14 protein-coding genes are annotated in these 17,983 nt (G+C 71.2%); 6 read left to right on the forward strand and 8 right to left on the reverse strand.

Annotated elements, in window-relative coordinates; translation table 11 throughout:
- Positions 1-51 precede the first annotated feature (51 nt).
- Positions 52-1,083 (forward strand): non-homologous end-joining DNA ligase, encoded by a 1,032-nt coding sequence (gene ligD / locus CP976_RS36820; RefSeq protein ID WP_150484212.1) that lies wholly within the window; start codon positions 52-54, stop codon positions 1,081-1,083.
- Here ligD and CP976_RS36825 read toward each other — a convergent pair.
- A complete protein-coding gene (locus CP976_RS36825) occupies positions 1,070-3,211 on the reverse strand; it encodes an OmpL47-type beta-barrel domain-containing protein (protein WP_229875686.1) in 2,142 nt (713 codons plus the stop codon). The genes ligD and CP976_RS36825 overlap by 14 nt on opposite strands.
- Before the next feature lie 47 nt (positions 3,212-3,258).
- Complete coding sequence (locus CP976_RS36830) at positions 3,259-5,736, reverse strand: ThuA domain-containing protein (RefSeq protein ID WP_190146907.1); 2,478 nt, start codon at positions 5,734-5,736, stop codon at positions 3,259-3,261.
- Between the two features lie 189 nt (positions 5,737-5,925).
- Between CP976_RS36830 and CP976_RS36835 the strand changes: the two genes are divergently transcribed.
- The gene (locus CP976_RS36835; RefSeq protein WP_150484213.1) at positions 5,926-6,903 is read left to right on the forward strand and encodes a multicopper oxidase domain-containing protein; all 978 of its coding nucleotides are present in this window, start codon (positions 5,926-5,928) and stop codon (positions 6,901-6,903) included.
- A 104-nt stretch (positions 6,904-7,007) separates the two neighbouring features.
- A complete protein-coding gene (locus CP976_RS36840; protein ID WP_150484214.1) occupies positions 7,008-8,045 on the forward strand; it encodes a LacI family DNA-binding transcriptional regulator in 1,038 nt (345 codons plus the stop codon).
- A 211-nt stretch (positions 8,046-8,256) separates the two neighbouring features.
- On the opposite strand, the gene CP976_RS36845 is transcribed toward CP976_RS36840, so the two are convergent.
- On the reverse strand, positions 8,257-9,042 hold the full coding sequence (locus CP976_RS36845; protein ID WP_150484215.1) for a VOC family protein: 786 nt from the start codon (positions 9,040-9,042) through the stop codon (positions 8,257-8,259).
- 235 nt (positions 9,043-9,277) lie between these two features.
- Here CP976_RS36845 and CP976_RS36850 point away from each other — a divergent pair, with 235 nt between their 5' ends.
- Complete coding sequence (locus CP976_RS36850) at positions 9,278-9,523, forward strand: WhiB family transcriptional regulator (RefSeq protein ID WP_059415692.1); 246 nt, start codon at positions 9,278-9,280, stop codon at positions 9,521-9,523.
- A 164-nt stretch (positions 9,524-9,687) separates the two neighbouring features.
- Here CP976_RS36850 and CP976_RS36855 read toward each other — a convergent pair whose 3' ends face one another.
- Positions 9,688-10,668: an acyl-ACP desaturase gene (locus tag CP976_RS36855; protein WP_150484217.1), complete on the reverse strand. Its 981-nt coding sequence runs from the start codon at positions 10,666-10,668 to the stop codon at positions 9,688-9,690.
- Between the two features lie 192 nt (positions 10,669-10,860).
- Complete coding sequence (ddaH, locus tag CP976_RS36860; protein WP_150484218.1) at positions 10,861-11,637, reverse strand: dimethylargininase; 777 nt, start codon at positions 11,635-11,637, stop codon at positions 10,861-10,863.
- A gap of 436 nt (positions 11,638-12,073) precedes the next feature.
- Between ddaH and CP976_RS36865 the strand changes: the two genes are divergently transcribed.
- Positions 12,074-12,517, forward strand: a complete 444-nt coding sequence (locus tag CP976_RS36865; RefSeq protein WP_190146908.1) for a type 1 periplasmic-binding domain-containing protein — start codon at positions 12,074-12,076, stop codon at positions 12,515-12,517.
- On the opposite strand, the gene CP976_RS36870 is transcribed toward CP976_RS36865, so the two are convergent.
- On the reverse strand, positions 12,501-14,792 hold the full coding sequence (locus CP976_RS36870; RefSeq protein ID WP_150484219.1) for an ATP-binding cassette domain-containing protein: 2,292 nt from the start codon (positions 14,790-14,792) through the stop codon (positions 12,501-12,503). The two genes, CP976_RS36865 and CP976_RS36870, sit on opposite strands and share 17 nt — an antisense overlap.
- 10 nt (positions 14,793-14,802) lie before the next feature.
- Positions 14,803-16,428: an ABC-F family ATP-binding cassette domain-containing protein gene (locus CP976_RS36875; RefSeq protein WP_150484220.1), complete on the reverse strand. Its 1,626-nt coding sequence runs from the start codon at positions 16,426-16,428 to the stop codon at positions 14,803-14,805.
- 296 nt (positions 16,429-16,724) lie between these two features.
- Between CP976_RS36875 and CP976_RS36880 the strand changes: the two genes are divergently transcribed.
- The gene (locus tag CP976_RS36880; protein ID WP_150484221.1) at positions 16,725-17,378 is read left to right on the forward strand and encodes a GOLPH3/VPS74 family protein; all 654 of its coding nucleotides are present in this window, start codon (positions 16,725-16,727) and stop codon (positions 17,376-17,378) included.
- A 131-nt stretch (positions 17,379-17,509) separates the two neighbouring features.
- On the opposite strand, the gene ssgD is transcribed toward CP976_RS36880, so the two are convergent.
- Positions 17,510-17,926 carry a spore wall synthesis regulator SsgD gene (ssgD, locus tag CP976_RS36885; protein ID WP_086852655.1) on the reverse strand — a complete coding sequence of 139 codons (417 nt, stop codon included), beginning with the start codon at positions 17,924-17,926 and terminating at the stop codon, positions 17,510-17,512.
- Between the last annotated feature and the right edge of the window lie 57 nt (positions 17,927-17,983).

The raw sequence follows: 17,983 nt of genomic DNA on the forward strand, positions 1-17,983 counted from the left end.
CCAGGTGTGCCCGATGTGCGAGGTGTGGGGGGTACGCCTACCGTGGCTCGCATGGGTGACGCGGTGGAACTGGAGGTCGGCGGCCGGACCGTACGGCTGTCCAGCCCGGACAAGATCTTCTTCCCCGAGCGCGGTTTCACCAAGCTGGACCTCGCCCGCTACTACCTGGCCGTCGGCCCCGGCATCCTGCGCGCCCTGCGCGACCGGCCCACCACCCTGGAGCGCTACCCCGAGGGCGTGACCGGCGAGAACTTCTTCCAGAAGCGGGCCCCGAAGAACATGCCCGACTGGATCCCGACCGCGCACATCACCTTCCCCAGCGGCCGCAGCGCCGACGAGATGTGCCCCACCGAGGTCGGCGCCGTGGTGTGGGCCGCCCAGTTCGGCACCCTCACCTTCCACCCCTGGCCGGTCCGCCGCGGCGACGTCGACCGCCCGGACGAACTCCGCATCGACCTCGACCCGCAGCCCGGCACCGACTACGAGGACGCCGTCCGCGCCGCCCACGAACTACGGGCCGTACTCGACGAGTTCGGCGGCCTGCGCGGCTTCCCCAAGACGTCCGGCGGCCGGGGCCTGCACGTCTTCGTGCCCATCGAACCCCGCTGGACCTTCACCCAGGTCCGGCGCGCCGCCATCGCCGTCGGCCGCGAGATGGAGCGGCGGATGCCGGAGCAGGTCACCATCAAGTGGTGGAAGGAGGAGCGGGGCAAGCGCATCTTCATCGACTACAACCAGACGGCACGCGACCGCACGATCGCCTCCGCCTACTCCGTACGGCCCCGCCCGCACGCCCCCGTCTCCGCGCCCCTGCGCTGGGACGAGGTGGGAGTCGCGCACCCCCAGGACTTCGACCTCGCGACCATGCCCGCGCGCTTCGCCGAACTCGGCGACGTGCACGCGGACATGGACGACCACCGCTACTCCCTGGAGGCCCTGCTCGACCTCGCCCGCCGCGACGAACACGACCACGGGCTGGGAGACCTGCCGTACCCGCCCGAGTATCCCAAGATGCCGGGAGAACCGAGGCGGGTACAGCCGAGCAGGGCCAGGAAGACGCCCGGCGGGCCTACAACTCCTTGATCCGGATGTCGCGGTACGAGACCACGTCCGTCGTGCCGTGCACCTGGAGCCCGATGTAGCCGGAGGCGAACCGCCGTCCGTCCGTGCCCGGGTCGTCCGAGCGGGGCGGGGTGAACTCCTGGCCGCCGGTGTTGTCGAACTCGTTGATCAGCACGCCGTTGCGGAACACCGAGTAGTGCTGGCCCTCCACACGGATCTCGTAGTCGTTCCAGGTGCCCTTCTGCGTCACGCCCGCGCCGGCCAGCCCCACGCGGTCGAAGCCGTACACCGACCCCGTCTTGTACATGTCGCCGTCGGGCCGGTCGAGCACCTGCACCTCGTGCCCGTACTTGATGGCGACCCACTCGGGCCGGGACTCCTCCGGGTGGTCGTGGACCCACGGGAAGCGCACGAAGACACCCGAGTTGGCGTTGCCCGTGCCGGGAGCGTCGTCACGCCACTGGAGCTTCAGAGAGAAGTCGCCGTACTTGCGCTGCGGGAACCACAGCATGCCCATGCCCGGTGTGGTCGTGCTGGAGGTGATCGTCCCGTCCGGGTTCAGCCCGAACGAGCCGCCGCCCACCTGCTGCCACTCGGCCAGGGACTCCGCGCTGCCGTCGAAGATCGCCCGGTAGCCCTCGGTCTGTCCCGGCTTGCCGATGCCGGACTGGCGGGCGGCCTTGCGGATCGCGTTGTACTCCCGCTGGTCGATGACCCCTTCCTTCAGCAGGCGGTCGAGGACGGACGTCACGTGCTTGAGGAACAGCGCGTGGGACGTCCACTCCTTCTCGTCCTCGATCAGCTCGCCGATCCGGCAGCGGTTGTCGGTGACGCGGTTGCGCACCCCGGAGTCGACCGTGCCGACGATCACCGTCAACCGCTCGTCGTACTCGGGGCAGTTGGGCGCCGGGACCTGGCCGGAGACGACCGTGAAGGTCACCGTCAGGGCCGCCGAGGTGTTGCCCGCCTTGTCGGTCGCGCGGTACGCCACGGTGTGCGCGCCCGCCCGGTCGACCACGACCGGAGCCGTGTACGCCAGGTACGGCCCGCCGTCCAGCGAGTACTCGATCCTCTCGACGCCCGAGCCGTGCGCGTCGGTCGCCGTGACGGTGACCCGGGCGCTGTTGACGTACGCCCCGGCGGAGTTCCTCGTGCCCCCCACGGTCACGCCCGTCACCGGCGGGGTGGTGTCCTGCGGCGGAGCCGCGACGACCGTGAACCGCACGCTCTTCTCGGCCGCCACGTTGCCCGCCTTGTCGGTGGCGCGGTAGCGGACGGTGTGCGCGCCCACCTCGTGCACCATCACGGGCGCGGTGTACGGCTGCCAGGCGCCGGAACCGACCGCGTACTCGATCGTGTTGACCCCGGAACCCGTGTCGGACGCGGAGACGGTGACGGTCGCCATGTCGATGTACGCCCCGTCGGCGTCGCGCTCGCCGCTCACCGTCGCAGAGGTCTCCGGCGCGGTCGTGTCGTCCGACTGCGGCGCCACGACCGTGAACGCGGCGCTCTTCTCGGCGGAGACGTTCCCCGCCTTGTCGAAGGCGCGATAGCGGACCTTGTGGGCGCCGACCTGGTCGACGACGACCGGCGCGGTGTACGGCTGCCAGGCGCCCGCGTCGCCGATCGCGTACTCGATCCTGTCGACGCCGGAGCCGCCCTCGTCGGTGGCGTGGATCGCCACGCTCGCCGAACCGACGTACTCGCCCTGCGTGTTCTGAGTCCCGCTCACGTGCGCCGACGCCTCGGGCGCGGTCGTGTCCTCGCCGGTGCCCTCGGTCACCACCAGGATGCCCTGCATCTGACCGTGGCCGGGGATGGTGCAGTGGTAGAAGTACCGGCCGGGCGTGAGCGTGACCTGCGCGGTGTGCTTGCCGCCCTGGGCGTCGTTCGGATTGGCCAGGATGTTGAGCTGCACGTCGTTGTTGAACTCGGGATCACTGGTCACGAACGTCAGCGTGTGCGGCATGCCCGTGGTGTTGCCGGTCGCCACGCTGTTCTCGAACACGATCGTCGCCGTGCCGGCGACCGCCGTCTTCGGCGCCGAGAGGTACTTGTCGATGTCGTTGCCGGCCGTCCAGGTGAGGACCTGTTCGGCGGCCGGCGCCTCCGTCTGCCCGGCCGCGGGCATCGCCTGCACGCCGAGCATCACGAGCAGGGCGGCCAGCAGGGCGGCCCAGATTCTTCGTTGCCGGATCACTCGGTCCCCCTCGCCAGCCGACCGGCGGCCGGGGTCGGCCCGCCGCCCTTGTAGGTGACCCGCCACAGGGCCGACTTGGAGTCCGAGGTGAAGAAGCCGCGGCCGTAGTCGAGGACGTACAGCGCGCCGTCCGGACCGAACTTCCAGTCCATGAGGTTCCTGATGCCGTCGTTGCCGATCGGCACGATCTTCTTCAGCGACTCCGAGTGCACCGGCAGACCGCCGTCTCCTTGCGTCTTCGGGTCCATGAGCACCGCGTTGCGCGGCTGGTCGGCGTCGTAGAAGTCACCGACGAACCACTTGCCGTCCCAGTACGCCGGCCACTTGACGGCACTGTCCGCCGAAACCGTGTCGTACCGGTAGACCGGCCCGTTCATCGCGGCCTGCCCGCCGCCCTTCAGCCAGGGCAGCCGGTACGTCGCCTCCTCCGGCTTGTACGACGGGACACCACTGGCGTCCCGCGGGTAGTCCGGCGCGCCGCCCTGCGGCGAGTACCAGATGTTGTTGCCGGTGACCGGCGGCAGGTTGACCAGACCGTCGTTGTTCGGCGACTCGTTCTTCGGGTGGTCGCAGTCGTACCAGCCGAGCGGCTGGGACGGGTCCGGCAGATTGCGGTCCCGGTAGGGCTGCTTGTTGCCCATGCAGTACGGCCAGCCCCGGTTGCCCGCCTCGGTGATGGCGGCGAACGTGTCGTACTTGGCCGGACCCCAGGTCGTCGAGGGCGCGCTCGCGTCCGGGCCGACCCAGCCCGCGTAGAGCACGTCGGTCGACTTGTCGACGAAGATACGGGCGGGGTTCCTGACCCCCATCACATAGATCTCGCCGCGCGTCTTGCCGCCGCCCTCGTCGGTCTCCTTCCCGGTGAAGAGGTTGCCCTCGGGGAGCGTGTACGTCCCGTCCGGCTCCGGGTGGATGCGCAGGATCTTGCCGTTGAGGTTGTTGGTGTTGCCGGCCGTGCGGCGCGCGTCCGCGAAGGAGACGCCCTTGTAGTTCGGCTGCGGGTTGTTGCCCGAGTAACCGCCGCTGAACCCGCTGGAGTTGTTGTCACCGGTGGCGATGTACAGGTTGCCCTTGGAGTCCCAGGCCATCCCGCCGCCCGAGTGGCAGCAACTGTGGATCTGCACCGGCCACTTCAGCAGCACCTTCTCGCTGCCCAGATCCAGCTTGTTGGTGGCCTGGTCGAGCGTGAAGCGGGAGACCCGCCGCTCGGCCATCCGCGTGTCCCGGTTGATCTGGGAGTGCGGCGTGTAGTGCAGATACACCCAGCCGTTCTGCTCGAACCTCGGGTCCAGCTCGATGCCGAGCAGCCCCTCCTCGACCTTGACCAGCTCGTCGCCGCCGCCCTTGTTGCCGAACACGGTCAGCGCACCGGCCAGGGTGACCTGCTTGGACTTCGGGTCGTAGACGTGGATCTCGCCCTTGCCCTTGCCGATGTCGGGGTTGTTCCAGTCGGTGACCACCGGCTGCGAGGAGTCGGCGCCGCCCCGGCCGATGTAGAACACCCGGCCGTCGGGCGCGGTGACCAGCCCGTGCGGCTCGCCGATCTGGTCGTTCCGCCCCGGCTGGTTGGGCTTGGTCAGCCGCTCCGCCGCGTAGTTGGCGTTGATGGTCGCCTTGCAGTCGGCCTGCTCCAGCCGGGTCGTCCACATCAGCGCGCCGCGCAGATGGGCACGGAAGTCGCTCTCGTCGTACGACGACACCGTGCCGCCCATGCCGGTGTAGAAGGAGCGGCCGCCGTCGTAGTCACGGCACCAACTCACCGGGTGGTCCCAGCCGTTGGTGCTCGTCCCGGGCTGGTACGTCGACTCCCGGACCCGGGCCACCGTGTGGACGTCGCCCGACGGGTTCTTCACCCAGTTCAGCCACTTGTCGGGGCGCTTCCACTGCACCGGCACGTCCTTGGTGGCCGGGTGCCGGCGGTCGCCGGCCTCGACGGTCGCACGCTGGACGGCCGCGGGGCTCGACGCGGCCGGGCGGGCCCCCACCAGTCCGGTGAACCAGTCCGAGTACGGCTCCGCGCGCGCCGCGTCATGGACGCCGACGAACCCGCCGCCGGCCTCCATGTAGGCCTCCAGGCCCGCCTCCTGCTCCGCGTCGAGGACGTCGCCCCCGCCGGTCAGGAACACGATCGCGTTGAAGCGGCCGAGTTTCGTCTCGTCGGTGAACACCGAGGCGTCGGCGGTGGCCTGGACCTTGAAGCGGCGGTTGGCCGGTCCCGACAGCCCGATGTCCTCGATGGCCTCGATCCCGGCGTTCACCACCGGCGACTCGTCCCCGGCCGCCGCGGAACCGTGGAAGATCAGCACCCGTACATTCGCGCCGCCCGGCGGCGACTTGATCGACATCGTTGTCAGCGGGGGGTCCGGATACGGGCCCGCGTTGGCGGGCCCCGCCAGGAGTCCGGCGGTCACGACCCCGGCGGCCACGGAGGCCGCCCAGACACGTCTTCCCTTGCTCAACCCTCGTAAGTGCATGGGCACCTCCACGGTCACAGCAACACCGCCAAGGAAGCTAAACCCCTTTGCCCGGCTCGCCAATACCTATGACCGTGATGGCCCCAACTTTGTCTTGAGTGTGGATAAACGGGAGCGTGGCCGGTACCGTCTCACAGGTTCATCACAGGTACGTCTCCGTAAAGGCCTTACCAGGGTGGGGAGTTCCGCATGGACAGACGCAGCTTCAACCGGCGGGTCCTGCTGGGGAGCGCGGCCGTCGCGACATCGTTGTCCGTGGCGCCGGAGGCCGTCAGTGCGGCCGGACCGGCGAAGACGGCACCCGCCGGGGGCGAGGTGAGACGCATCAAGCTGTACGCCGAGAAGCTCGCCGACGGAAAGATGGGCTACGGCCTGGAGAAGGGCAAGGCGACCGTCCCCGGCCCGCTGATCGAACTCAACGAGGGCGACACGCTGCACATCGAGTTCGAGAACACCATGGACGTGGCGGTGAGCCTGCACGTCCACGGCCTGGACTACGAGATCACCAGCGACGGCACCAAGCTGAACCGCAGTCATGTCGAGCCGGGCGGCACCCGCACCTACACCTGGCGCACTCACGCCCCCGGCCGCCGCAAGGACGGCACCTGGCGGGCGGGCAGTGCGGGTTACTGGCACTACCACGACCACGTCGTCGGCACGGACCACGGCACCCAGGGGCTCCAGAAGGGGCTCTACGGCCCGGTCATCGTCCGCCGCAAGGGCGACGTCCTGCCCGACCGGACGCACACGGTCGTCTTCAACGACATGCTCATCAACAACAGGCCGCCGCACTCCGGGCCCGACTTCGAGGCCACGGTGGGGGATCGCGTCGAGTTCGTGGTGATCACGCACGGCGAGTTCTACCACACGTTCCACATGCACGGTCACCGCTGGGCGGACAACCGCACCGGCATGCTGACCGGCCCCGACGACCCCAGCCAGGTCATCGACAACAAGATCACGGGACCGGCGGACTCGTTCGGCTTCCAGGTGATCGCGGGGGAGGGGGTCGGCGCCGGCGCCTGGATGTACCACTGCCATGTGCAGAGCCACTCCGACATGGGGATGGTCGGCCTGTTCCTGGTGAAGAAGCCGGACGGGACGATTCCCGGCTACGACCCGCACGAGCACGGGGAGGAGCCGCCGGGGGGCGGCCACGACCACTGACGGGCGCCTGAGCCCGGGCGCTCTCCGGTCAGCGGGAGAGCGCTCTCACCACACTTGGCCACCGGGGCTATCCTGATCCGCACCCGCAGGTGAGGAGCCCCGAAGTGACCGACACAGCGCCGCGTCCCACCCTGGAGGCCGTGGCCGCCCGGGCCGGTGTCTCGCGGGCGACCGTCTCGCGCGTGGTCAACGGCGGTGACGGGGTCAGGGACATCCTCGTCGAGCGGGTCCGCAAGGCGGTGGAGGAGCTCGGGTACGTGCCCAACCAGGCGGCCCGCAGCCTGGTGACCCGGCGGCACGACGCGATCGCGGTCGTCGTCGCCGAACCGGAGACCCGCGTGTTCGCCGACCCGTTCTTCGCGCACCAGCTCCGCGGCATCAGCAAGGAGCTCACGGCCCACGACAACCAGCTCGTGCTGCTGCTCACGGAGGGGCGGGACGACCACGCCCGGGTCGGCCGGTACCTCGCCGGCGGGCATGTCGACGGGGCCCTCGTCTTCTCCCTGCACCTCGACGACCCCTTGCCGGAGCTGATCCAGCGGGCGGGCGTCCCCACCGTCTTCGGCGGGCGGCCCGGCTGGAGCGGAGAGCGGCGGGGCGTGGTGTACGTCGACAGCGACAACCGCGGCGGCGCCCGCGACGCCGTCCGCCACCTGGCCGGCCTCGGCCGCACCCGTATCGCGCACATCACCGGCGCCCTCGACCAGACCTCTGCGGTGGACCGGCTCGACGGCTACCGGGACGTCATGGTGGACGCCGACCCGCGGCTGATCGCCGAGGCCGACTTCACCCCGGCCGGCGGCGAGCGGGCGATGCGCGAGCTCCTCGACCGCTGCCCGGACGTGGACGCGGTGTTCGCCGCCAACGACCTCACGGCCTCGGGGGCGCTGCGCGTTCTGCGCGAGGCCGGACGGCGTGTCCCCGACGACGTCGCCCTGATCGGCTTCGACGACATGCTGCCCGTCGCCGAACAGACCGACCCGCCCCTCACGACGGTCCGTCAGGACATCGAGGAGATGGGCCGACTGATGGCCCGCCTGCTGCTGCGGGGGCTCGACCGCGGCACTCCGCGGGAGGGCGTGGGCGGCACGCCCTCCAGTGTGGTCCTCCCGACGACGCTGGTGCGGCGGGCGTCCGCGTAGTCCGGGGGTGCCCGCGTGATCCGGGGGGCGCCGCGTGGTGCGGCGGGTGTCCGCGTAGTCCGGTGGGGGGCGAGTGATGTGGCGGGCGTCCGCGTAGTCCGGGGGCGCTCGCGTGATCCGGCGGGTGCCCGCGTGGTGCGGCGGGTGTCCGCGTAGTCCGGTGGGGGCCCGCGTGACCGGCGGGTGTCCGCAGAGATGCGGCGGGCGTGCCTCAGCCCGGCTGGGGCTCGCTGCGGATCACCGCGAAACGCGCTCCGTACGGGTCCGTGAGCTTGGCGACGCGACCCACGTCCGGCACGTCCGTGGCGGGCATGCGGACCGTGCCGCCCAGTTCCCGGGCCCGGGCGACGGTGGCGTCCGTGTCGGTGACCTCGAAGTACGGCAGCCAGTGCGCCTCCTCCTCGGCCGGGTCGTCGGCCAGCGGGACGACGCCGCCGAACATGGCGTCCTCACCCTCTCCGGCCGGGGCGAAGGTGGTGTAGGTGCCGCCGGGGAAGTCGACGCCGAAGGTCTCCAGGCCGAGCACGGAGTGGTAGAAGGCGGCAGCGGCCGGGACGTCCGCCGTGTACAGCTCCAGCCAGCACAGCGAGCCGGGCTCCCGGACGACGTCCAGGCCCGTGTTGCGGCCCGGCTGCCACAGGCCGAAGGACACCCCAGCCTGGTCGGCGAGGATCGCCATGCGGCCCAGGTCCTGCACGTCCATGGGCTGCATCCGCACCGACCCGTGCGCCTGCCCGGCCGCCCGCGCCGTGGCGTCCGCGTCCGGGGCCTGGAAGTACACCGTCCAGGAGGGCGGGCCCTGCTCCGGTGTGGTCTGCATGCCACCGGCGGTGGTTCTGCCGCCCAGCTGGAAGAGGCCGTAGCCCCCCACCTCGGGGCCGCCGGGCTGGAACTCCCAGCCGAACAGGTCGCCGTAGAAGGAGGTGGCGCCGTCGATGTCGGGGGTGCCGAGATCGATCCAGTTCGGAGCGCCGGTCACATAACGGGTGGTGAGCATCGTCGCCCTCCTCGCGCTGGGGCCCGTTCGTCCACTCTGCCGAGTCTCGCACCGCCCACTGACAAGCGCCGCTGGAGCGCCGCCGGAGTGCCGCCGTGGCGTGATGCCGGGTTTCCGCGCGCCGCCGTGCGTCAGCCCGTCCGGCGGGTGACCATCAAGGTGGCCGGAGGCCCGTCAATACGGTGTTGATCCCGCGTTGATCGAACGTTTTTCGCCGTCCGGAACGCTTCTGGCCATGCACATCGACACCATGATCTCGCCCGAACTCGCCTGGCAGCAGGAGGCGTTGTGCGCGCAGACCGGGGCGGACTTCTTCTTCCCCGAACCCGGCAGCTCGGTGCGGGAGGCGAAGCGGATCTGCGGCATGTGCCCGATCCGTGACGCCTGCCTCGAGTACGCGATGGACAACGACGAGCGCTTTGGTGTCTGGGGCGGTCTGTCGGAGAAGGAGCGGCTGGAACTGCGGCGTACGTCGCGGTAGCCGTGTGCCGTGGCGCGGTCGCGGCCGCGTGGAAGTCTCCGCAAGCCCTCGCGCGTCGCGCGGGTGGCGGCCGGCCCGTGGCCGGGCGCCGGCACGCCGGGGCCCCGGCCGCTCGTGGCGGTCGGGGCTCCGCAGTCGTGGAACCGGATGTGCCGGGTCGGGCGTCAGGCGCCGGCTGCCCGGGCCGCCATGCGGGCCTTGCGCGCGGCCAGCTTCTCGTCGAACTTCGTCGCCTCGCTGTCCAGGCCGTCCATGTACAGGCCCAGTTCCTCCTGCGCCTTGCGGCCCTCGGGGCCCAGGCCGTCGATCTCCATGACCTTCAGGAAGCGCAGCACCGGCTGGAGCACGTCGTCGTGGTGGATGCGCACGTTGTAGACCTCGCCGATGGCCATCTGCGCGGCGGCGCGCTCGAAGCCGGGGATGCCGTGGCCGGGCATCCGGAAGTTCACGACCACGTCCCGCACGGCCTGCATGGTCAGGTCGGGGGCGAGCTCGAACGCCGACTTGAGGAGGTTGCGGTAGAAGACCATGTGCAGGTTCTCGTCGGTCGCGATGCGGGCCAGCATGCGGTCGCAGACCGGGTCGCCGGACTGGTGGCCGGTGTTGCGGTGCGAGATGCGGGTGGCCAGCTCCTGGAAGGCGACGTAGGCGATCGAGTGGAGCATCGAGTGCCGGTTGTCCGACTCGAAGCCCTCGCTCATGTGCGACATGCGGAACTGCTCCAGCTTGTCCGGGTCGACCGCGCGCGAGGTGAGCAGGTAGTCGCGCATCACGATGCCGTGCCGGCCCTCCTCGGCCGTCCAGCGGTGCACCCAGGTGCCCCAGGCGCCGTCGCGGCCGAAGAGCGAGGCGATCTCGTGGTGGTAGCTGGGCAGGTTGTCCTCGGTCAGCAGGTTCACGACGAGCGCGATGCGGCCGATCTCGGTGACCTTGGACTGCTCCTTGTCCCAGGCCTCGCCGTCCTCGAAGAGGCCGGGGAAGTTGCGCCCGTCGCTCCAGGGGACGTACTCGTGCGGCATCCAGTCCTTGGCGACCTGCAGATGCCGGTTGAGCTCCTTCTCGACCACTTCCTCCAGTGCGTGCAGCAGCTGAGCGTCGGTCCAGGCGCCGGCGGGGCTACCGAGGTGGGGAGTGGTGATCGTCATGGACTCTCCAGGGGGACATGCGTACGAGCGGTGAGCGGTAACTTACGGAATCGTAGGCTACGTTTCCGTAGGTTACGTTGCCGTAAGTTAAGAACGCTGTAAAGACCGCTGATCAGCGGCGTCGCCCGAAGGCACACCACCCCTCCGGCGGACCCGCAGGTAGAGGGGCCGCACAGGTGGAGTGCCCGTCCCCTAGGCGTACAGCCCCCGCAGCCGCACCGAGAGGCATGTCACACATCCCTCGAGCTTCTCGAACTCGCTGATGTCCACGACGACCGGTTCGTACCCCAGGTCCGCGAACAGCTCCGCGGTCTTCGGCGCGCTCGCCGCCATCAGCAGTTTGGCACCGCCGAGCAGCACGACGTGCGACCCGGCCTCCTCCGGCACCGGCAGGAAGCGCGCGAACAGCGACGGCGCGTCCATCCTCGGGATGTGCCCGATGACCGTCCCGTCGGGCAGCGCCGTGACCGCGGACTTCAGGTGCAGCACCTTGCTCACCGGTACGGCGACGACCCGCGCCCCCAGCGGCTCGAACGCGGCACGCAGCTGCTCGACGCCGGCGGCGTTGGTGCGCCCGCCCCGGCCCACGTACACGGTGTCGCCGATCTTCAGTACGTCGCCGCCCTCCAGCGTGCCCGGCTCCCAGATCCAGTTCACCGAGCAGCCCAGGCCGGCCACGGCCTCCTCGACCCCGGCGGTCTCGTCACGCCGGGACTCGGCACCCGGGCGGGCGATCAGCGCGACGTTCTTGTACATCACGACCGTGTCCTCGACGAACACCGAGTCCGGGCAGTCGTCGGCCGGGTCCACCTCGATGGTCTCCCAGCCGTGCGTGCGCAGGGCCTTCACGTACTCCTCCCACTGCTCGACCGCGAGGTCGGCGTCGACCCTCTCGCGCTCGATGTGTGTCACCAGCCCTTCGGCAAGACGCGGGCTGGGGCGGCGGACGAGGGCCTTCTTGCTGGGCACGAGCGTGACTCCGTATCGGATGGGACGTGTCTGGACAGCGCCGACGGAGCCTCCGGGATCGGCCGGAACCCATCGGGCGTCAGCCGACCATCATGCAGGGCGAACCCGGGGGGCGACACCCCCGGGGAGGTGGCGGGCAGCCCGGTACCTCGCCAGGCAGCAGGTGAATACCCGCTGCCGCCCCGACCGGCCGGCAGCCCGTCCCGCCCCGGCCCGACGCCTCGGCGGGCCATCCGGCAGGGTTCCGCCGGACCCGGCCTGCTGCCGGACCGGGCCGTGCCCGGCTGGGCGATTCTGGGCCCGGCACCTCAGAAGGGCGTCCAGGCGTGGGCGGGCCTGCTCGTTGCCGGCCAGGGCCGCACTTGGTCCGGTCGGCTCCGACCGGCGTCTCAGAGGGCACCCGAGCGGGTGCTGGTTCGGCCCGCTGCCGGTGCGCGTGGCACTTGGCCTGGGTGGTTTCCGGTCCGGCCGTCTCAGCGGGTGTTCGGGCGAGCGCTGGAGCCCCGGCCACCCCTACCGCTCCAGCCTGGACGGCACCACCTGCGCCGAACTCACCCACGCCTACCGGAAGGCCACCGGCGACGGCTGGCTCCAGCCCCTCGGCCTCGCCCACGCCCTGGTGGAGACCGCCCACCACGCCCTCACCGTCGCGGCCGACCCCACCGACCGGGCGTCCGTCGCGCAGGCCCTCGCCGGAACGACCCTCGACACCATCGCCGGCACCCTCGACTGGACCCGCGGACCGACCCCCGACAACGCCCTGCTGCCACTGGTCGGCGGGCAGTGGCAGCACGGCCCGGGCGGCCCGCGCCTCGCCGTCGTCAGCAACACGGCGCTCCCGGACGTCCCGCTCACCGGGGAGCTCACACCCGCGTGGTGACGGGCGATGCCGCCATCGCCCGCCGCAGGTGCTCCCCGGTCAACGATCCCCGTGCGTGGAGGAGCTGTCGCGGCGTCCCCTCGAAGACGACCTCGCCGCCGTCCCTGCCGCCGTCCGGGCCGAGGTCGATCACCCAGTCGGCCCGGGCGATCACGTCCAGGTTGTGCTCCACGACGACGACCGTGTTGCCCGTGTCGACCAGCCGGTCCAGCAGGGCGACGAGGCCCTCCACGTCCGCCATGTGCAGCCCGGTCGTCGGCTCGTCGAGGACGTAGACCGCGCCCGTCCGGTGCAGCCGCGTGGCCAGCTTGATGCGCTGGCGTTCGCCGCCGGAGAGCGTGGAGAGGGGCTGGCCGAGCGTCAGATACGTCAGTCCGACGTCCCGCAGGGCGCGCAGCCGGCGCCGTACGCCCGGGTCGTCGAAGAAGCCGAGCGCCTGCTCGGCCGTCATCTGAAGGACGTCGGCGACGGAGCTGCCCTTGACGGTCAGCCGCAGCACCTCGTCCTTGAAGCGCCGCCCTTCGCAGTCGTGGCAGGTCGTCGTCACCGGGTCCATGAAGGCGAGGTCGGTGTAGATGATGCCCCGGCCCTCGCAGGTGCCGCAGGCGCCGCTGGAGTTGAAGCTGAAGAAGCCCGCCTCGGCTCCCGTCTCGCGGGCGAAGACCTTCCGTACGGTGTCCATGATCCCCAGATAGGTCGCCGGGGTGGACCGGCCGGAGATCCCGATCGACGACTGGTCGACGACCACGGCGTCGGGGTGCGCGGCGGTGAACTCCCCGACCAGGGTGCTCTTCCCCGACCCCGCCACCCCGGTCACGGCCGTGAGCACACCGGCCGGGAACCGTACGGTCACGTCGCGCAGGTTGTGCCGGTCGGCGCCCTTGACCCACAGCTCGCCGTCGGCCCGCCGCACCTGTTCCCTGACCGCCGTACGGCGGCGCAGACAGCGCCCGGTGAGGGTGTCGGAGGCGGCCAGTTCAGCCGGTGTGCCCTCGAAGACCACGCGGCCCCCCTCGGTGCCGGCCCCGGGCCCCATGTCGACGACGTGGTCGGCCAGCGCGATGACGTCCGGGTCGTGCTCGACGACCAGCACGGTGTTGCCCTTGTCGCGCAGCCGCAGCAGCAGATCGCCGAGACGGCCCACGTCGCGCGGGTGCAGGCCGACACTCGGCTCGTCGAAGATGTACGTGATCCCGCTCAGACTGGAGCCGAGGTGCCGCACCGTCTTGAGCCGCTGCCCCTCCCCGCCGCTGAGGGTCGCGGTCTCCCGGTCGAGGCTGAGGTAGCCGAGGCCGATCGCCTCGACGCGCTCCAGCGCGGCCACGGCCGCCCCCGCGATGGGCCCGGCCACCGGGTCGTCGATCTCCTTCAGCACGGCGATCAGGTCCGTGACCTGCATCCGTGTGCAGTCGGCGATGTTCCGGCCGCCCATCCGGGTGGCGAGCGCAGCCGCATTGAGCCGCGCTCCGTGACAGACCGGGCAGGTGCCCTCCACCAGGAACTCCCGGACCAGGTCGCGGGTCTTCTGGCTCATGGCCGACAGGTCCCGCTTCAGGTACAGCCGCTCGAAACGGTCGGCCAGCCCCTCGTACTCGGTGGTCCAGGTGCCGCCGCTGCCGTTGACGGTGACCTTGCTGCCGGGCCGTCCGCGCATCAGGAACGCGCGCTCGGCGGCGGTGAACCGCCCCACCGGCTTGTCCGGGTCCAGGTCGGCACTGTTCGTGTAGGCCTGGCCCTGCCAGGTGCCCGCGGCGAACGGCGGGAAGCGGACCGCCCCGCCCGCGAGGGAGCGGTCGGGATCCAGGATGCGGTCCCAGTCGGGCCGTACCGTCCGGCCGAGGCCGTCGCACTCGGGGCACATGCCCGACGGGTCGTTGAACGAGTACGCGGTCGCCGGCCCGGCGCTCGGGACGCCGTGCCGGGAGAACAGCACCCGGATCACCGAATAGATGTCCGTCATCGTGCCGACGGTCGACCGCGAGTGGCCGCCGACCTGCCGCTGGTCGACGACGATCGCGGGGCAGAGGTCCTCCATGCCGTCCGCGTGCGGCCGCTCGTACTTGGGCAGCCGGTTGCGGACGAACCACGGATACGTCTCGTTGAGCTGGCGCTGCGACTCCACCGCGATCGTGTCGAAGACGACGGACGACTTCCCCGACCCCGAAACGCCGGTGAACACCGTCAGCCGGCCTTTCGGGATGCGGAGGGTGACGTCCTTGAGGTTGTTCTCGCGGGCTCCGGTCAGGGTGATGACATCGTGCGTGAAGTCGGTCATGCCACCGACGCTAGGCGGGAAACCCGACAGCCTCTGGCGTGATTTCCTTCAGTTCTCCGTCCTCCAGCAGCAGCCAGCGGGTGATGCCGATCGACTCCAGGAACGGCAGGTCGTGACTGGCCACGATCAGCGCCCCCTCGTACGACTCCAGGGCCGTGGTGAGCTGCCGCACGCTCGCCATGTCGAGATTGTTGGTCGGCTCGTCCAGCATGAGCAGCTGCGGCGCGGGCTCGGCCAGCATCAGCGCGGCCAGCGCCGCCCGGAAGCGTTCGCCGCCGGACAGCGTCGCCGCCTTCTGGTCGGCCCGGGCGCCCCGGAACAGGAAGCGGGCCAGCCGCGCCCGGACCCGGTTGTTGGTGGCGCCCGGTGCGAACCGGGCCACGTTCTCGGCGACGGTCAGCTCCCCGTCGAGGACGTCGAGCCGCTGCGGCAGGAACCGCAGCGGGACGTGCGCCTGTACCTCGCCCGACTCGGGAGCGAGCTCCCCGGTGATCGTGCGCAGCAGCGTGGTCTTGCCCGCGCCGTTGCGTCCGATCAGCGCAACCCGCTCGGGCCCGCGCAGATCGAAGCCGCCCGCCACCCGGGCGCCGTACCGGAGCCCGAGATCCTGGAGGGTGAGGACCGTACGCCCCGGCGGCACGGCCGTGTACGGCAGGTCGACGCGGATCTCGTCGTCGTCCCGCACGGCCTCCACCGCCTCGTCCAGCCGCTCCCTGGCCTCGGCGAGCTTCTCCTCGTGCATGATCCGGTGCTTGCCCGCGGACTCCTGCGCCGCGCGCTTGCGCGCCCCCATGACGATCTTCGGCTCACGCTTCTGGTCCCACATCTTCTGCCCGTACCGCTTGCGCCGGGCCAGCTTGACCTGGGCGTCGGTCAGTTCGCGCTTCTGCTTGCGGAAGTCGGCCTCGGCGACGCGCACCATGCGCTCGGCCGCCTCCTGTTCGATCTCCAGGGCCTCCTCGTAGTCGGAGTAGTTGCCGCCGTACCACGTGATCTCCCCGGAGCGCAGGTCCGCGATCTGGTCGACGAGGTCCAGCAGTTCCCGGTCGTGGCTGACGACGACCATCACGCCCGGCCAGGACTCGACGGCCGCGTACAGCCGCCTGCGGGCGTACAGGTCGAGGTTGTTGGTGGGCTCGTCCAGCAGCAGCACGTCGGGCCGGCGCAGCAGCAGCGCGGCCAGCCGCAGCAGCACCGACTCGCCGCCCGACACCTCGCCGATCGAGCGGTCCAACTCCACGTGTCCGAGCCCCAGTTCGCCGAGGGTGGCCAGGGCGCGCTCCTCCACGTCCCAGTCGTCGCCGACGGTCTCGAAGTGCGCCTCGGCCACGTCGCCCGCCTCGATGGCGTGCAGCGCGGCCCGCCGGGCGGCGATGCCGAGCGCCTCGTCGACGCGCAGGGTGGTGTCGAGCGTGACGTTCTGCGGGAGGTACCCGACTTCGCCGGCCACGCGGACGGTGCCGTCGGCCGGAGCGAGTTCACCGGCGATCAGCTTCAACAGGGTTGATTTGCCGGACCCGTTGACGCCGACCAGGCCGGTCCGGCCCGGGCCGAAGGAGACGTCGAGGTCCTCGAAGACGGGGGTGCCGTCGGGCCAGGTGAAGGCGAGGGAGGTGACGGTGATGGAAGTAGGCATGCGGGCCTCTTTCGCGGTTGCTTGATGCGGTCAGGGGCAAACGCGTGTCGAGACACCTGCGACCAGGGAGGAGGCTCCAGGGGGCATGAGAAAAGCCCTGCACCGGAGGACGGCTCGAACGCCGAGGTCGCACGCAGCGCACCCATCGGATGTGGGTGACGCGGTGTCTCAGGACCTCAGACGAGCAACGTCCTTCTCCAATCGGCGGCAACAGGACGCTGTACAACGTACGAGGGGGCGTCGGGCCTGTCAACGGATTAACGTGAGACCCGATCTTCCCTCCCCGAGGAGGCCCCGTGCCCAACGGCCCGCTCTCGCTGCCGGCCCGGCTCTGCCTGCTGGCCTGGCACCCCGCGTGGCCGGCCGACACCGGCACCGCCCACCTGCTCGGCCCGGTACGGGCCGGTGCCCTCACCGAGCTGGCCCGGCGCGGCCTGCTCGTCGACGAGGACGGCATCGCCACGCCGGTCGACCTGGACTCCGGCACGGGTGACGCGGTCCTCGACGGGCTGCTGGAACTCGTCCGCGAGTCGTGCCCGCACCCCTGGCGGACCTGGGTGACGCTGCGCTCGCGGGTGACCCTCGACGCGGTGCGGGAGCAACTGGTGGCCGAGGGGTTTCTGCGGGCGGAGAAGAAGCGGGTCCTCGGGGTGTTCCCGTCCGTGGAGTACGCGTTGGAGCGCGTCGCCGCCGTGGAGGCGCTGCGGGAGGAGACGCGTCAGGTCCTCCGGGGGCCGCAGCCGGTCGCCGGGATCTCCGAGCGGGACGCGGCGCTCGTGACGCTGGCCGCCTCGGCGGAACTGCTCCCCGGAGAGGACGTCCGCGCCCACGAGCAGCGCGTGCGGGAGCTGGCGGGACGTGCCGTGTCGTCGGTGCCCGGGCTCGGGGAGATCGTCCGCGAGATCAGTACGGCGCTCGCCGCGACGGCGACGGCGACGACCCCGCCCTGACCCACGTCCACGTCGGATTCCTGCCGGCCGTGGCCCAGCCGCCGCTGGTCGGGTTGCCCGCGGGGTTCGGGCATCGCCCAGGCCATCCCACGCCCTGCTGGAGCGGGCACGTCAGCCCGGCACGCGTCGGCTCAGCACGCGTCCCGCATCAGCTCCGCCAGGCCGTGGTCCAGATCAAGCTGGAGATGCTCCAGCCCGACCGGCACCAGCTCGCTCGTGGCCTCCAGGAACCGGCGCACCTCGCCGGAGCGGACGTGCACGACGGCGGTGCCCTCGGGAGCGTGGAACTCCAGCACCGTGCGGTCGTACCCGTACGGCCGCACCCGCACGTCGCCGTGGCCCTCGGCGTTCCTCAGGCCCGCGGCGAGCAGCTCGCGGGAGAAGGTCCAGCAGACCTCGACGCCCTCCAGCGTGGCCGGGGCGGGGAAGGTCATGCGGACGGCGAACGGATCACGTCGGTCGTAGTGGAGCGTCGCGGGAATGCTCGGCATACGCGGCGCGGCGGCGACGAGGCGGGCCTCCACGGGCTGCTCGATGACGATGGACAACGCCTTGCTCCCTTGTGACGGCTGGACGGGACACTTCCGGGCGGATGAGGCCGGGCA

This window comes from Streptomyces coeruleorubidus (assembly GCF_008705135.1).
Taxonomy (GTDB): Bacteria; Actinomycetota; Actinomycetes; order Streptomycetales; family Streptomycetaceae; genus Streptomyces; species Streptomyces coeruleofuscus.

Bases quoted from the DNA above. Each gene is read 5' to 3' on its own strand.
- ligD (WP_150484212.1), top strand. From the start codon at position 52: ATGGGTGACGCGGTGGAACTGGAGGTCGGCGGCCGGACCGTACGGCTG.
- CP976_RS36825 (WP_229875686.1), bottom strand. From the start codon at position 3,211: ATGCTCGGCGTGCAGGCGATGCCCGCGGCCGGGCAGACGGAGGCGCCG.
- CP976_RS36830 (WP_190146907.1), bottom strand. From the start codon at position 5,736: ATGCACTTACGAGGGTTGAGCAAGGGAAGACGTGTCTGGGCGGCCTCC.
- CP976_RS36835 (WP_150484213.1), top strand. From the start codon at position 5,926: ATGGACAGACGCAGCTTCAACCGGCGGGTCCTGCTGGGGAGCGCGGCC.
- CP976_RS36845 (WP_150484215.1), bottom strand. From the start codon at position 9,042: ATGCTCACCACCCGTTATGTGACCGGCGCTCCGAACTGGATCGATCTC.
- CP976_RS36850 (WP_059415692.1), top strand. From the start codon at position 9,278: ATGCACATCGACACCATGATCTCGCCCGAACTCGCCTGGCAGCAGGAG.
- CP976_RS36855 (WP_150484217.1), bottom strand. From the start codon at position 10,668: ATGACGATCACCACTCCCCACCTCGGTAGCCCCGCCGGCGCCTGGACC.
- CP976_RS36870 (WP_150484219.1), bottom strand. From the start codon at position 14,792: ATGACCGACTTCACGCACGATGTCATCACCCTGACCGGAGCCCGCGAG.
- CP976_RS36875 (WP_150484220.1), bottom strand. From the start codon at position 16,428: ATGCCTACTTCCATCACCGTCACCTCCCTCGCCTTCACCTGGCCCGAC.